Here is a 14,461-nt window from a genome sequence, read left to right as displayed (position 1 = left end):
ATAATTAAAAATGGGGTTGTTGGGATTTTCGGCTTTTGCCAATTGTGGCATCAATGATGCTGGTGCTAATTTTATCCCTTAAAAGTTATTTGAAACCAAAAATCTCACCGATGAAAGAAAAAACTTTAGTGATAAATTGCAACCCTAGCATATTGTTAAAATACTCAGGAAACCATTTTGGGTAAAATCATCTTAGTAACAGGGCCAGCACGATCTGGTAAAAGTGAATGGGCGGAAACTCTGGCCATGCAGTCAGGAAAAGCAGTTGTTTACGTAGCAACAGCCACCGATAACCCAGATGACCAAGAGTGGCATCAACGCATTCTAGACCACCAACAACGTCGTCCCGAAGACTGGGTAACTGTATCTGTGCCTGTGGAGTTGTCTGCTACCCTGGCTGATGCGAAACCCTATACCTGCCTTTTAGTTGATTCTTTAGGAACTTGGGTTGCTAATCTCCTGGAACAGGACGAATCTAGCTGGGAAAACATTCTTGCAGAGTTGTTAGAGACGGTGGATTTGGTTGCTGCTGATATAGTGTTTGTAGCAGAAGAGGTGGGTTGGGGTGTGATACCAGCTTATCCCCTTGGAAGGATGTTCCGCGATCGCCTGGGTTCTTTAGTGCGCCAGCTAAGTGTATTCAGCGAAACTGTTTATTTAGTTACTGGTGGTTATGTTCTTAATCTCAGCGTCCTTGGTTCGCCATTGCCAAATAGAGAAGATGCTGGAACATTCAGGAGTCAAGATTCTTAACTCTTGATTCAAATTAATCCAAAATCTAAAATCTAAAATCTAAAATTGTAATATGGCAACCAAACAAGAAGTTAGAGGATACCTTGCCTACTGGTTTCAGTTGGGTAAGAAAGTAATTACGGGCAACGGTAAGGCAAGCCTTTTGCCTGAATCGGTGCTAAATGGCGATCGCTATAGTGAAGAATTTGAAGAGTGCTGGCAGAAAATTATCTCACCAGAATCGGGTGACTGTTACCTAGAAGGTACATACGAAACCATTGCTGAACTGTTGACACCAGCATGGGATATGTTGCCTTGTGGTCGTTGCAATATGCCAGTAGCAGCGCGAAACGTCGGAATGCCGGCATTATTATGCCCCTGTAATGATTTACCTAACTGGCCTAATACCGAATTGCCAGCACCGCGAGAGCCAATTAAAACTCAAGACAGACTCAAAACAATTCGCGATCGGCTTGTAGATAATATTGCATAAACAAACAACCAAGTTGTAAATCTGATAAGTTTTTTCTAATTATTTGATTATCTTAATTTTTCCTGTACTGGCTTTTAGTTCCACTACAGGATTTTTGTATGTCTGTGTCAGGGGATATTGCATACAAAATACAAGATTTTAATTTTATATTTTTCCTACGGATAATTGGGCAAAAGTTTATTTTTTACCTTATTCTTAACAGCCTATTGTAATTTATCATCCTCCAGACAGAGGATAAAACCCAGTTTTTATCCATACGTATTTTTAGGACAGACTACTGGCTTAATTGTGCAACAACTTTTTACAAACATGGAAACTAAGTTTGCATAAAAAGCAAATGACTATTCTAATTGCTTACCTCTATTGTATTAACAAGCGACGAGTTGAGGCGCAAAAAGCACAATCACCTAATAGCTAAAAACTCATCTAAATAAATTACGAGGTTTGTAATTATGTCTAACGTATTGTTTACCGAATTATCCAACGAGCAACAAGAAATTGTAGCTGGCGGTGTTGATTTTCAACTAGATGCAACTTTTTTCGCAGCGCGGGAAAATGTTCTTAATGGTGGTACTAGTTCTGATCCTAGTGGCAGTACTGCTGACTCAAATGGTAGGTCTACAGAGATTGCAACTGCTGGACTAGCTTTTTTAGCTTTGGGTGCTAATGACATTCCCGAAATTTCCAAAGGATACGGTCATTAAGTTGAGCAGCTAAAAAAGAGCAATCAACTAATACGTGAGTTTTATGAAATAAATTTAGTAACGAAGGAGTTAGATAGGATGACAAAATTAATCTTCTCAGCCTCCGTCACAAACTCACGTATCTAATACTCAATGTTCATCAACTCAAAATTACGAGGTTTGTAATTATGTCTAACGTATTGTTTACCGAATTATCCAACGAGCAACAAGAAATTGTAGCTGGCGGTGTTGATTTTCAACTAGATGCAACTTTTTTCGCAGCGCGGGAAAATGTTCTTAATGGTGGTACTAGTTCTGATCCTAGTGGCAGTACTGCTGACTCAAATGGTAGGTCTACAGAGATTGCAACTGCTGGACTAGCTTTTTTAGCCTTGGGTGCTAATGACATTCCCGAAATTTCCAAAGGATACGGTCATTAAGTTGAGCAGCTAAAAAACAGCAATCAATTAATACATGAGTTCGACAAAATTCATCTTCTAACTCTCTGCAAAAAACTCATGTAGCTCTAAAGGTCCATTCAATAAAAACAAAGACTAGGAGTTTTACAGCTATGTCTCATGAATTGTTTACCGAATTATCCAACGAGCAACAAGAAGTTGTAGCTGGTGGTGTTGATTTTCAACTAGATGTCAGTTTTTTCGCAGGAGAGGAAAATATTCTCAATGGCGATAGTAGTTCTGATCCTCATGGCAGTACCGCTGATTCTAACGGTAAGTCTACAGAGATTAAGACTGGTGGACTAGCTTTCTTAGGCTTAGGTGCTCATGACACTCCTGATATTTCCAAAGTATACAGCTATTAAGTTAGTAGCTAAAAACCGACAATCAACTAATGCATGAGTTCAATGAAAATAGTTTCAAAACAAAGGACTTAATAGAATGACAAAATCAATCTTTCAAGCCTTAGTCACGAACTCATGTAGTTAATACTAAACGTTCATCAAATCAAAAGTAGGAAGTTTGCAGCTATGTCTCACGAATTGTTTACAGATTTATCCAACAAGCAACAAGAAGTTGTAGCTGGTGGTGTCGATTTTCAAATAGATGCTACTTTTTACAACGCTAGTGAAAATATTCTAAATGGCAGTAGTTCTTCAGGGCCACATGGCAGCACCGCTGAATCTAATGGTAAGTCTAAAAATATTAAGACTGCTGGACTAGCTTTCTTAGCCTTAGATGCTAATCACATTCCTAACCTTTTAGACGACCACTAAAAAATAATCCACAGAGGCGTTGTTTAAAACTTCTGCATTGGGAACATTAGCGGCACACTTAAAAACAACTTGGTACTAAAGATTTTACGGATGACCCATAATAAGACGATTATATGGGTCATCTTTTGTTCCAAAGTAGTACCTGATATTTCGCTGTTGTAATTTTGTATTTTTCAACATTGATTATCTTTGGGTGCTTACAACATTACTACGTCAAAAGATTTGATTATTTTGCTGTTCATGCTGTTGCAAACTGTTTAGATTGCCAAAGTATAGAGCTAATACTATGTCTAACAATATCAAACACAAGAAATGTGAGTTATTTCTTGATTTATCTGAACAAGAGCAAGAAATTGTATCTGCCGGAAGTTTATTCTCTAATCCTAATTCTTTTTTCTTGCAAAAGACAAATATAGAAACTTTTGCCATTAATGAAAGTAATATTTCTGATGGTGATTCTAGTTTCTCTAGTAAGCAAGAAACTGGATATGCGCTTTCACAAACTACGATTGGATTTAGTGGAAAAGGCGGGAGTAGCTTAAGTTTTTGCGATAAATTGTTTCTGATGTTTTTATTATGGTGAAAATCATAAATTAGCTTGGTTGATAGCAGAAGAATTTAATAGTCTTTAGGAATTCAAAAATATCGCAATAGATTGACAACATTTTAGGGTAGCAGTTGTCATTATGTAGGGCAATTTACCGATGAAATACCAGTTTGTTAAACAGCATAGTGAAGAAGACTGCGGAGCTGCTTGTCTTGCTGCTATTGCCAAATATTATGGACGTACTTTCACTCTCAGTCGCATTCGTGAAGCCGTAGGGACTGGGCAATTTGGAACTACTTTATTAGGGTTAAAACGGGGAGCAGAAACACTTGGTTTTAACGCTCGTCCAGTGAAAACTTCCCCAGAACTTCTCAACCGAATGAATGAAGCGCCTCTACCGGCAATTATTCACTGGAAAGGGAATCATTGGGTTGTTTTATATGGTAAAAAAGGCAAAAAATGTTTAGTTGCAGATCCGGCTGTAGGTATTCGCTATCTTTCTCAACAAGAGATAGCAGAAGGTTGGACAGATTGGTTGATCCTTTTATTGGAACCTGATCCAATACGCTTTTTTGCCCAAAAGGATGAGAAAGTTGGCGGATTTTGGCGTTTCTTTAAGCGCGTTTGGATTTATCGCGCTATTTTAGCTCAAGTTTTGCCCCTGAACATAATGTTGGGTTTGCTGTCTTTAGCTTCCCCTTTTCTGCTACAAATTTTGACTGATGATGTGCTGGTTCGAGGTGATACAAAGTTACTTACGACTGTAGCGATCGCAGTTGTGGTGATGAATGTTGTTTCGCGTAGTCTGTCGTTTGTACAGTCTAACTTGATTGCTCACTTTGCACAACGTCTGCAATTAGGGCTAGTTCTAGAATTTGGGCGGCAAATTCTGCGATTACCTCTCTCTTATTATGAAGCTCGTCGTAGTGGTGAAATCGTTAGCCGCCTGCGAGATATTGACCAAATTAATCAGTTAGTTGCTCATTTAATTATCAGTCTACCCAGCCAATTTTTTATTGCATTGATTTCTTTTGGTTTCATGGCTTTTTATAGCTGGAAACTTACAGTAGTGGCCGTATTTATTGCTGTAGTGATGAGCATATCTACAGTAGTATTCCAGCCGACTTTGCGCCAAAAGACTCGTGAACTTTTAGTTCAAGAAGCCGAAACACAAGGGGTTTTAGTAGAAACATTTAAAGGTGCTCTGACCCTCAAAACCACCGCATCTAGACCGCAATTTTGGGACGAATTTCAAAGCCGATTTGCTCGTCTTGCTAATGTCACATTTAGCACGATTCAAATTGGAATTATCAATAATACTTTCTCTAGCTTTGTTGCTAGTATTGGTGGCGTTATTTTGCTTTGGTTCGGTGGTAATTTAGTAATTAACCCAGCAGAAAATCTGAGTATTGGGCAATTACTTGCTTTTAACTCAATGAATGGTAATTTTCTGGGCTTAATTGCAACTGTAATCAGTTTTGTTGAAGAATTTACTCGTGCAAAAACAGCTACACAACGCCTCACAGAAGTTATAGACGCTACTTCCGAAAATGAAGGTGATGAGATCAAGCCTTTTGCAGAGATTCCGGGAGATGCTGATATTGTTTGTACAAATATTAACTTTCACTATGCTGGTAGGCTTGATTTAATCGATGACTTTTCTTTAACTATTCCTGGTGGAAAAGTTGTCGCTATTATCGGTAAATCAGGTTGTGGTAAAAGTACTCTAGCTAAATTGATTGCTGGGTTATATCCGCTACAATCTGGCAATATTCGGATTGGACTTTATAACCTCCAAGACCTTTCTCTTGATTGTTTGCGTCAACAGGTAGTTCTTGTTCCCCAAGAGCCTCATTTCTGGAGTCGTTCTATTGTGGAAAACTTTCGCTTAGGCGCACCACAGGTTACCTTTGAACAGATTGTCAGAGCTTGCCAAGTTGCGGAAGCTGATGAATTTATCAGTAAGTTACCTGACAAATATCAAACTGTTTTAGGTGAATTTGGTGCAAATATTTCTGGTGGTCAACGTCAAAGGTTAGCAATAGCAAGAGCCATTGTGACCAATCCATCAGTTCTCATTTTGGATGAATCTACTGGTGGACTTGATCCAGTAAGTGAAGCAGAAGTGTTGGATAAATTGTTTAAGCATCGCTGGGGTAAAACTACTATTTTAATTACTCACCGTCCGAAGGTAGTGAATCGCGCTGATTGGATTGTATTGCTAGATCAAGGTAAGTTGAAAATTCAAGGTTCTTTGGAAGAGTTGCGAACCAAACCCGGAGATCATATAGACTTTTTAATTCCTTGAAGAAGAATTCAGGAGTCAGAATTCAGAATTCAGAATTCAGAATCAATTAGTGGGGAATAAATCTACAGAAGCTCCACTAATTGTAGACCACCAAATTAAAAAGTTACTGGGGAATTAAACCCGTTTATTTATCCACTAGTCTACAGAATTAAATTCTGTTAGCGGATAGCTAAGGTTTAGCCCATTCTGGCTCCTGACTCCTGAATTCTGTTTTGTTAAATATTTCCAATTATTCGGAGAAACATGCTTTACACTCATAATCAAAAATTTTTACCATCGGTTCAAAAGGATGAATTTCTTCCTCCCATTAGTGCTTGGACATCATTAGCTGGAATATTTCTTGTGGGAACGATTGGTTCTGCGATCGCTCTCTCTTCATGGGTTAAATACAATGTCATGGTGGAAACGGCTGCAACTGTTCGGCCCATAGGCGACACCAAGCTAGTGCAACCATCTATTGAGGGAACTGTTGAAACTATCTTTGTGAAAGAAAATCAGATTGTCAAAAAGGGAGAAGCGATCGCTCGTCTCGATACGGAGCAACTGCAAATCAAAAAAAGCCAACTGCAAGGCAATATTGAACAGGGTAGATTGCAACTAGTTCAAATTGATGCCCAAAGTGGCACTTTAGATACTCAGATTCTCGCTGAAAAAAGATTCACCGAACGGAGTGTTGCTTCTGCAAAAGCAGAGTTGGCACGTAACCTACGTGAGTATCAAGAACGACAAGTTACTACTCAAAGCGAATTCCTGGTTTCCCAAGCCAGTTTGCAAAAAGCTAGGGCAAGTTTACAAAAAGCCCAAGCTGATTTAGACTTTGCCAAGATGGATAGCGATCGCTATGAGCAACTAGCACAAGTTGGCGCAATTGGTCGGCGTGAATTTGAGCAAAAAAAATTAGTTGTTGAGCAGAGTAAATTAATACTTGAAGCTGAAAGAATATCTATTGAAATTGCTCAGGCTAAATTGCAATCAGCTAAAGTTGTAGTTAATCCTAGTATGGCAATAATTGCGATCGCTCAAGAACGCATTGCCCAAGAAATTGCTAGAGGCGAAGCAACTATCGCTACTTTAAACCAACAAAAACAAGCTTTAATGCAGCGACAAGTTGAAATGCAAACCCAACTCAAGCAATATCAAAAAGAACTTCAACAAATTGAAACTCAACTGCAAAATAGCATCATTCGCGCCACCAGTGACGGTATCATTCTCAAGCTCAATTTGCGAAACCCTGGTCAAGTGGTGCGTGCTAGCGAATCTATTGCTGAAATTGTTCCTCAGAATGCTCCTTTAGTAATTAAAGCAATGATTCCGACCGCAGAGATTAAAAAAGTTGCCGTTGGTCAAAAAGTACAATTGCGAGTTGATGCCTGTCCATATCCTGATTATGGTACTCTCAGTGCTGTTGTTAGTGCCATTTCTCCAGATGTAATTACACCTCAAACTAATAATATTAACGTACCGACATCAACTCCTGGTGCTGGCTATTTTGAAGCAACTATTCAACCGGAAATGCTGACATTTGGTAATAACGCTCATCAGTGTCATATCCAATCAGGGATGGATGCAAAAGCTAATATCATCTCCCAAGAAGAGACAGCACTGCAATTTATGCTGAGAAAGGCCAGACTTACCACTGATCTGTGAGCAGATATGAATGTAATGTCTAGTGTTTACCCACCACAACTTGTTATTGACTGGCATAAATAGGTAAGAGAATTTTGTCCTTTTTATATTCAGCAATGGCGAGAAATATCACATGAAATGCGTTAGCGATCTACTGTGAAGTTTTCGGAAATCATCATGGCGCTTTTGAGCAACCATTTTGCAAACGTTGACAGTTTTTTTTGGCATAAATATGCCGCGGGTTGCATATAACTTTTTTCTGATGCTACTAAAATAGCTGACATAACAAGATTATGTGAGCGTGGAATTATGTACGCAAATTATACTTTGAATTGTCTACGTTATGTCCCTTGTTCGGTTTCTGACATCTTATCATAGTATTCAACAAGCATTGCAGTGGTGGTCTTCTAGGCAGTCAATAAAGCTGTTTTTAGAAGCAGAAAAAATTCGGGATAATTTATTACAAGACTCTTTTACAATCCGTCGCAACTTAGATTTGTTGTCAGTAGATAATTTAAATTTATCAGACAATAGAATTCAAGAATGCTTAAAGCACATTGATAACTTTCATCACTCTTTAGTGCAATTGAGCGATCGCTTATTTCCAGCATCCCTTCAAGATAGCTTTCCGCTAGCTATTGAGTGCCTATTAGAACCTTGGCTAGCATCGAATTCGCAGTTATATTTTCAAATCGATATGCCAGTCTATTGGCGACATGAGCCAGCAGAACGCAGTCTAATTGTTTTAACAGCTTTAAATGAGTTACTGATCATCTCTTTAGCAGAAGTTTTGGCACCAACATCAATTTATATCAATTTAAAACAACACAGCAACATAGGACAACTAATTGTAGAGATTACCTACCCTAATCTCTCTGCATTTGTTTTACATTCTCGCCTACCAGAATTAAATTATCTTTGTGAAAGTTTTCGGTTATTAACATCAGGTAAATGCTTTAGTCGCACTAGAAATCTAAGCGTTTCTTGGTACTTTCATTGGTAACTGTTTTAGCTTTCCTTTGCATATTTTTAATATTTGCTATATTTAACCGTCATCAAACAATATAATCTGACAGCAAATAATTGGCTAATGTAGATAAATAAGAGGAAAATTAAAACTGTATGCTCAATCAGCAGGCTATTAATTATGAAACAAGAAATATCCGATAAGTCATTGCTGAAAATTTTGGTAATTGATGACCATGAATCAGTTTTAAGTGGAACGGTAGATATCTTACAAAAACATTATCCTAGTGCTAAAATTGCTACTGCCATAAATGCTAATAATGCTCTCCAACAAATTATTAACCCTGGGCTAGACCTTGTGGTTATGGATCTTTCTATTCCAGAAGATTATGGGATGACAGCGCGACCTGATACAGGTGTTCAACTACTCAGAACTCTTATGAAACACCATCCCAACTTAAATATTATTGTCCAAACTGCTCATGTCAGAACACTAGTGAGAATTAGACTTGATATTGATAGTCATAAAGGAGGTTTTACAGTTGCCGATAAAAGTCTTTCCAGCCAAGAAATGTTAACCAGAGTTGATTGGGCATTACAGGGATTAACTCATACGAAAGATATCAAAGGAATTTATGCAGGATTAGAATTTAAACCAGAGTGGCTTAGAGTACTAACTCTTGCGTTTGGGGAAGGATTACAAGATAAAGCTATTGCCGAACGAATGTGTATATCTGAACGAATGGTGCGTCATTACTGGAGTAAGCTACAAGACGCTTTAGATGTTTATCCTGATGAGGGTAAAAATATTCGTATTCAAACTGAAATACGAGCTAGGGAAGAAGGTTTAATTGATTAGTTAATAATCAATATTTAAGGGTTGTCTGTCATTAGCTTTTAATAAAATTTATTTTTTTATTTATTAAATTGACTTACTAATTACTTTTAGCTAAAGGCTAGGAGACAAGCTTATGCAGCCTGGACTTTTGAAAATAATCAAAAAAGAAATTAGCATTTGGCGTGTAGGTGTATTACCAGGAATTGTAGTTATTGCATTGGTGATAATTGCCCATTTTAGTGGTTCAATGAAATCTTTAGAGTCGATAGCTTTTGATCGTCTTCTCCACCTGCATCCTCAAGAAGTACGGCCCTACCGACCACTTTTAGAAACTTGGAAAGATGAATGGGAATATCTGTGGATTTTTGCCTGGGGTTTTTTAGGAATTGCGATCGCTCGATTTACTAAATCTTCTTTAGCAAATTTGATAATTGTTGGTATAACTAGTGCTATTTTAGTGGTCACGAGTTATTTATTTTTAACTTGGGGTTGGTGGGTTCCAGTAATCCCCACAATTCTTGTCTTGGCTGTAAATGGCATAGAACTTACTGCTTTATATCAATGTGACAAAGTTTTGCGATCGGGACTCAAAGCTAGACAAGATGTCATTGAACGCACATTTGAAACAATTCATAATGGCCCACTACAAAGTCTTGCAAAAGTTTTGAAACTGGTTCGATGCCAAGAATTACCAATAAAAGAATTGCTCCCAGAATTGGAAAAAGAACTGGAGAAATTAAACCATGAACTCCGAGGAATTTATGAGTTTTTACAACGAGAACCTCCAACTCAAGACAATAGTCTTTATTTAGGAAATACTTTAGTATTAAATTTGCAAGACCCCCTTCACGAAATTCTCTATCAAGTTTACAGCTATACCCTAGCGCGAGACTTTCCCTGCTTTAGAAGCATTAAAATTAAAATCCGTACCTTTGAGCCGATAGATGAGCGATGCTTAAGCATTGAACAAAAGCAAGGACTCTGCCGATTTTTAGAAGAGGCTTTGTGCAATGTCGGCAAACACGCCACAGGAGTCACGCGTCTTGAAGTGACTTGCTTTGCATCTGAAGGTTGGTACACTTTGAGCATTATAGATGATGGGTTGGGTATTAACTCATCTAGAGAAGGTCACGGCACGCAACAGTCTAGAAATTTAGCCAAGCAACTTAAAGGTAAATTTCAACGAGTATCCCTTTCTTCTAGAGGGACTATTTGTGAATTGTCTTGGCCTGTAACTAAGTTTTGGTTTAGTAATAAATGATCTCAATCAAGCAGAACAGATATGATAATGCGCGAACTACTGAAATGAATACGCTATATACCAAAATGAGAAAGCATTTAAGCTAAATGAGAAAGCAATATGCCTTTTTGCTTGCTGAATCTACCGAAATGAATACGCGATATACCGAAATGAGAAAGCATTTAAACTAAATGAGAAAACAATATGTCTTTTTGCTTGCTGAATCTACCGAAATGAATACGCGATATACCGAAATGAGAAAGCATTTAAGCTAAATGAGAAAGCAATATGTCTTTTTGCTTGCTGAATCTACCGAAATGAGAAAGCAATCAGCCTTTTTGCTTTCTAAATATACCAAAATCAGAAAGCAATCAGCAAAATGACTGACTGAATTTGACTTTATTTATATTGTTCTGATGTAGTAACTGAATAATTACTTATAGCCATTTTCAATCTGGTGAGTACAGGTATGCAAATAGACCTAAGAGGTTGTTTGAAAAGTGTTTCGCTGTGATTTTAGGCACTTTAGATCCCCCCTAACTCCCCTTAAAAAAGGGGGAACCGGAGTCAAAGTCCCCCAATTTATCGGGGGATTTAGGGGGATCTAAAACTTTTGATACCGACAAGAGGACTTTTCAAACATCTTCTAACCCCCAACTCGTTGCGGGAAGGGAGAAAATTCAAAGTCTCTCTCCTTTTAGGAGAGAGATTTAGAGAGAAATACAGTTCAGAATGAGCAACAAAACACTTGTAGAGACGGCGATTCATCGCGTCTTCAAAGACAAATTATCTACACCAGTAACCTTAACCTAAGCGTATTGATTTAGAGAGAGGTTTTCCAGATGCCGTGAAAAGTCAGGTCAGATATTGAGTCAGAGACTCAANNAAATGCTTATCAAGCTAGGTTTTTAGAACTTGTGTGTACACCGTAGCCTTTTAAGAGAGAGGAATGGAAGTGAGGTCAAAATTGTACTTCACGCTTGTGGAGAACCGCTATACCAAAAATATCAGAGGTCTAAAACTCTTTCAAATAGGATAGAGTTAAGACCTCTATACTTTTTAATTGCAGTAGGTTCGTTGTGGCAGAGTAGGATCTAACACAAAGGGATTATCATTACCTTGGGGTGTTTTAGCGATCGCATTACTGCGTGCTACCTCCCCAGCATCAACTGGATCTTCTCCTTGCCACTTACAGAGAGTATCCTTTTGTTTCTCAAAGAAGCTGGCATTTGCTAGTTCTGGGTAGACTGTGCGGAAATAGAAAATTATCCGAGCAATATCTCCTTTTTTCGCCTCCCGTGGCTCAAAAAATCCCCGTTTGAATTCACTGTACTTGTCAATATCTTGGGGATTCGGTTTCAAACTCAGTTCTTCATCGTCGAGATACCAAGAAGTGGTTTGATTATCAGGAATATCTCCAAAGGGAAAGTTGGCGCGATCGCTATTAATTTCCATCCGTGAAGCAAAAAGGTTATGCAAATCGCTTTTTGCTGGGCCTTCGGCTCCCATGCTCTGCGGCCAAACGTGTTCTGCATTGATTCTGTGTCGTGCAGCTTCTTCTCTGGGTTTGTCTGAATTTTGGTTGAGCGGCACACTGTAACCAGCGTAGATGTCTGTTAATATACCGCCTTGGTTATCTATTTTGGTGTAGAGCAGGTCACGAGCGCTACCATATCCAAGGCTAGTACGAGGAGAGTAAAGGCTATCCAATTTTTTCAGTAAATCATCTCCAGTAATCCCAGAAAGAATCGTGCTTGGTGTAACTGCTGGTTCAGGATTGGTAACTGGGACTGATGTAATAGGAGTAGCTTCTCCAACAGCTGATAGAGTAAACCGAGCAATCACAGGATCGTGATCGCTGGCTGATCTAGAAATACCTGCGTTAATGTGAACAGCATTGATCTCAGGATTTCCATTGTTACGCAAGTTTGGAGTAACCAGGATTTGGTCAATTTGTTGCTTACTTCCTTGAAAGACAAAAGAAAAGCGGTCTGCTAGTGGAATTTTATTTACCAAATTTTCTAGCTGATTTCCTGCAAGAGCTTTTATCGGCCGGGAGTCTGGAGTATCATTCAAATCGCCAAGAACGACAATATTTGCATTGGGGTCAGTAGTTAAGCGATCTGCAACAAATTCGTTCACAATTGTTGCTTGCTTTATCCGTTTTGGGTTAGAAGCCGCTCCTCCGCTTTTAGAAGCAAAGTGGTTGTTTATCAGAGTGATGGGAATATTATTGAAAGTAAATTCACCCACTAAAGGTTTGCGACTTTCTAAAAAAGCTGGGTCATCCGCAAAGCGTTCAAGTTTTTGTAGCTTAACTCGTTGAGGATTGAACAAAAAACCTACTCGAATATTGCCACCTGGTTGGCCTCCATCTCGTCCGTTTTGAGGAGGAATTTCTTGATATTCATACCTTGGGCCTCCTACAGATTGAATTGAATCGATCAAAGTCTTAGCTGTCACAGCAGCATCAACCACTGAACTCAACTCAGCGCCATCATTGTCTTGTACTTCTTGCAAAGCAATAATGTCTGGTGCTTCAAGATTAGTAACAATCTGATTTGCCAAAGCTGTAAACTTACCGTTTCTGACATCATCATCGACGTTTCTAGTCGAATTGCGATCAACCTTAGAAACATCTTCCTTTTTAGGATCAAGATTTTCGACATTGAAGGTAGCAACTGTCAGTTGCGTAGGACTTCCTACCAAAGATGTAACTTCTACACCATAAGCGATTCCTGAAGGAAGGCAGAATGCAAGAAAAACAATAAGGCATAGTGTCTGCAAGACTTTTCGGATAGAACTCATGAACATTGTCCTTAGTTGCAAATAGAGACTGAATTCAGTTGCAGTGCCATCCCAAAGCAATACTTGTCGGGTTTTGGGGAAAAGGGTAAGGGGAAAGAAAAAACCTTTAACCTTTTCCCCAAACCCAATTCCGAGTTTAAAATGCTTATCCGAGCAGTATTACATCCCAAAGAATATGAGAAACAAATAAATTGAAGTCCTTCTCAAGCCATTTGGCTGTGAAAAACAATCTATCTGTCTCAACTCAAATCAAGCATTGAGTGCAAGTTTTTTCTTGTATTAAGAGGTGTACTTAGTTCGACTTTATCCAAAATTAAGAATTTGCTTCTCTTTCTCCAGCAAAAACCCTAGTCTTTTAGCAAAACTTTTACCATGTCACTGATTTTCGGTGAAATCGAAAAAGTAAAACAACAGTCCCACTAAGGTTTCAGCGTTAGCAATCGTGTTCAGAGAAAATGGATAAAGTCGAGCTTAGATTTCAAAAAAGAAATCATTGCCATAATACAGCAGTTATTTAGTATTTATCAACTGGTTTTTAAGTTACTTTTTGGTACTTAATTGCGACTAGAGTATCCCAGTTTTTTGCGAAGAGATAATCAGGCTAAAATAAACCAATGCTTAACCATTGATTATACTTTCCTTAACATTTGCGAGTGCGATCGCAAGCACTCAGAAAAACTTTAGACCTACGTATTAAATTATCAACAAAGTTGAGTATTTATCATTAATAAGACTTAGAGCAATTCATGTAGACGCGCAGGGGCTACTCTTACGAGAATGCTTGTCGATATCAAAAATTTTAGATCCCCCTAAATCCCCCCCTTTCCAAGAAATCAAGTTCCCTCCCTTTTATAAGGCTACGGTGTACACACAAGTCGAATTACCCCCCTTAATCCCCCCTTGGCAAGGGGGGAAACATAAAAATCCAGTTCCCTCCCCTTTGCAAGGGGAGGGTTAGGGTGGGGTAAAACCTTGGGTTTTTCAGC

12 protein-coding genes and 1 pseudogene are annotated in these 14,461 nt (G+C 38.6%); 12 read left to right on the top strand and 1 reads right to left on the bottom strand.

Annotated elements, in window-relative coordinates; all coding sequences use genetic code 11:
• Nucleotides 1–177: 177 nt before the first annotated feature.
• From cobU to A4S05_RS34665, 12 genes and pseudogenes are all read left to right on the top strand, one after another.
• A complete protein-coding gene (cobU, locus tag A4S05_RS34720; RefSeq protein WP_069074309.1) occupies nucleotides 178–753 on the top strand; it encodes a bifunctional adenosylcobinamide kinase/adenosylcobinamide-phosphate guanylyltransferase in 576 nt (191 codons plus the stop codon).
• Between the two features lie 52 nt (nucleotides 754–805).
• A complete protein-coding gene (locus A4S05_RS34715) occupies nucleotides 806–1,225 on the top strand; it encodes a hypothetical protein (RefSeq protein WP_069074308.1) in 420 nt (139 codons plus the stop codon).
• 452 nt (nucleotides 1,226–1,677) lie between these two features.
• Nucleotides 1,678–1,929, top strand: coding sequence for a CTB family bacteriocin (locus A4S05_RS34710; RefSeq protein WP_084227372.1), 252 nt, complete (start codon nucleotides 1,678–1,680; stop codon nucleotides 1,927–1,929).
• Between the two features lie 167 nt (nucleotides 1,930–2,096).
• Nucleotides 2,097–2,348 carry a CTB family bacteriocin gene (locus A4S05_RS34705; RefSeq protein ID WP_084227372.1) on the top strand — a complete coding sequence of 84 codons (252 nt, stop codon included), beginning with the start codon at nucleotides 2,097–2,099 and terminating at the stop codon, nucleotides 2,346–2,348.
• A gap of 131 nt (nucleotides 2,349–2,479) precedes the next feature.
• A complete protein-coding gene (locus A4S05_RS34700; protein ID WP_069074306.1) occupies nucleotides 2,480–2,731 on the top strand; it encodes a CTB family bacteriocin in 252 nt (83 codons plus the stop codon).
• Between the two features lie 165 nt (nucleotides 2,732–2,896).
• Nucleotides 2,897–3,142 carry a CTB family bacteriocin gene (locus A4S05_RS34695; protein WP_069074305.1) on the top strand — a complete coding sequence of 82 codons (246 nt, stop codon included), beginning with the start codon at nucleotides 2,897–2,899 and terminating at the stop codon, nucleotides 3,140–3,142.
• A gap of 286 nt (nucleotides 3,143–3,428) precedes the next feature.
• Nucleotides 3,429–3,725: a hypothetical protein gene (locus A4S05_RS34690; RefSeq protein ID WP_069074304.1), complete on the top strand. Its 297-nt coding sequence runs from the start codon at nucleotides 3,429–3,431 to the stop codon at nucleotides 3,723–3,725.
• A 121-nt stretch (nucleotides 3,726–3,846) separates the two neighbouring features.
• A complete protein-coding gene (locus A4S05_RS34685; RefSeq protein WP_069074303.1) occupies nucleotides 3,847–5,997 on the top strand; it encodes a peptidase domain-containing ABC transporter in 2,151 nt (716 codons plus the stop codon).
• A gap of 243 nt (nucleotides 5,998–6,240) precedes the next feature.
• Complete coding sequence (locus A4S05_RS34680) at nucleotides 6,241–7,644, top strand: HlyD family secretion protein (protein WP_069074302.1); 1,404 nt, start codon at nucleotides 6,241–6,243, stop codon at nucleotides 7,642–7,644.
• A 322-nt stretch (nucleotides 7,645–7,966) separates the two neighbouring features.
• Complete coding sequence (locus A4S05_RS34675) at nucleotides 7,967–8,626, top strand: hypothetical protein (protein ID WP_069074301.1); 660 nt, start codon at nucleotides 7,967–7,969, stop codon at nucleotides 8,624–8,626.
• Between the two features lie 144 nt (nucleotides 8,627–8,770).
• The gene (locus A4S05_RS34670; RefSeq protein WP_069074300.1) at nucleotides 8,771–9,448 is read left to right on the top strand and encodes a response regulator transcription factor; all 678 of its coding nucleotides are present in this window, start codon (nucleotides 8,771–8,773) and stop codon (nucleotides 9,446–9,448) included.
• A 295-nt stretch (nucleotides 9,449–9,743) separates the two neighbouring features.
• A pseudogene (locus A4S05_RS34665) lies at nucleotides 9,744–10,688 on the top strand (histidine kinase); the annotation flags it as partial.
• A 1,038-nt stretch (nucleotides 10,689–11,726) separates the two neighbouring features.
• On the opposite strand, the gene A4S05_RS34660 reads toward A4S05_RS34665, so the two are convergent.
• Entirely contained in the window at nucleotides 11,727–13,475 is a 1,749-nt protein-coding gene (locus tag A4S05_RS34660) for an endonuclease (protein ID WP_069074299.1), read from the bottom strand.
• Nucleotides 13,476–14,461: the final 986 nt, after the last annotated feature.

The organism is Nostoc sp. KVJ20, assembly GCF_001712795.1.
Lineage (GTDB): Bacteria > Cyanobacteriota > Cyanobacteriia > Cyanobacteriales > Nostocaceae > Nostoc.
Note: the sequence above shows the minus strand (reverse complement) of the source record. Positions and strands in the feature narration are given on the sequence as shown.

Excerpts from the sequence above, each read along its gene's own strand:
- A4S05_RS34670 (WP_069074300.1), top strand. The coding sequence starts at position 8,771 with ATGAAACAAGAAATATCCGATAAGTCATTGCTGAAAATTTTGGTAATT.
- A4S05_RS34700 (WP_069074306.1), top strand. The coding sequence starts at position 2,480 with ATGTCTCATGAATTGTTTACCGAATTATCCAACGAGCAACAAGAAGTT.
- A4S05_RS34680 (WP_069074302.1), top strand. The coding sequence starts at position 6,241 with ATGCTTTACACTCATAATCAAAAATTTTTACCATCGGTTCAAAAGGAT.
- A4S05_RS34710 (WP_084227372.1), top strand. The coding sequence starts at position 1,678 with ATGTCTAACGTATTGTTTACCGAATTATCCAACGAGCAACAAGAAATT.
- A4S05_RS34685 (WP_069074303.1), top strand. The coding sequence starts at position 3,847 with ATGAAATACCAGTTTGTTAAACAGCATAGTGAAGAAGACTGCGGAGCT.
- A4S05_RS34660 (WP_069074299.1), bottom strand. The coding sequence starts at position 13,475 with ATGAGTTCTATCCGAAAAGTCTTGCAGACACTATGCCTTATTGTTTTT.
- A4S05_RS34705 (WP_084227372.1), top strand. The coding sequence starts at position 2,097 with ATGTCTAACGTATTGTTTACCGAATTATCCAACGAGCAACAAGAAATT.
- A4S05_RS34675 (WP_069074301.1), top strand. The coding sequence starts at position 7,967 with ATGTCCCTTGTTCGGTTTCTGACATCTTATCATAGTATTCAACAAGCA.
- A4S05_RS34690 (WP_069074304.1), top strand. The coding sequence starts at position 3,429 with ATGTCTAACAATATCAAACACAAGAAATGTGAGTTATTTCTTGATTTA.
- A4S05_RS34715 (WP_069074308.1), top strand. The coding sequence starts at position 806 with ATGGCAACCAAACAAGAAGTTAGAGGATACCTTGCCTACTGGTTTCAG.
- A4S05_RS34695 (WP_069074305.1), top strand. The coding sequence starts at position 2,897 with ATGTCTCACGAATTGTTTACAGATTTATCCAACAAGCAACAAGAAGTT.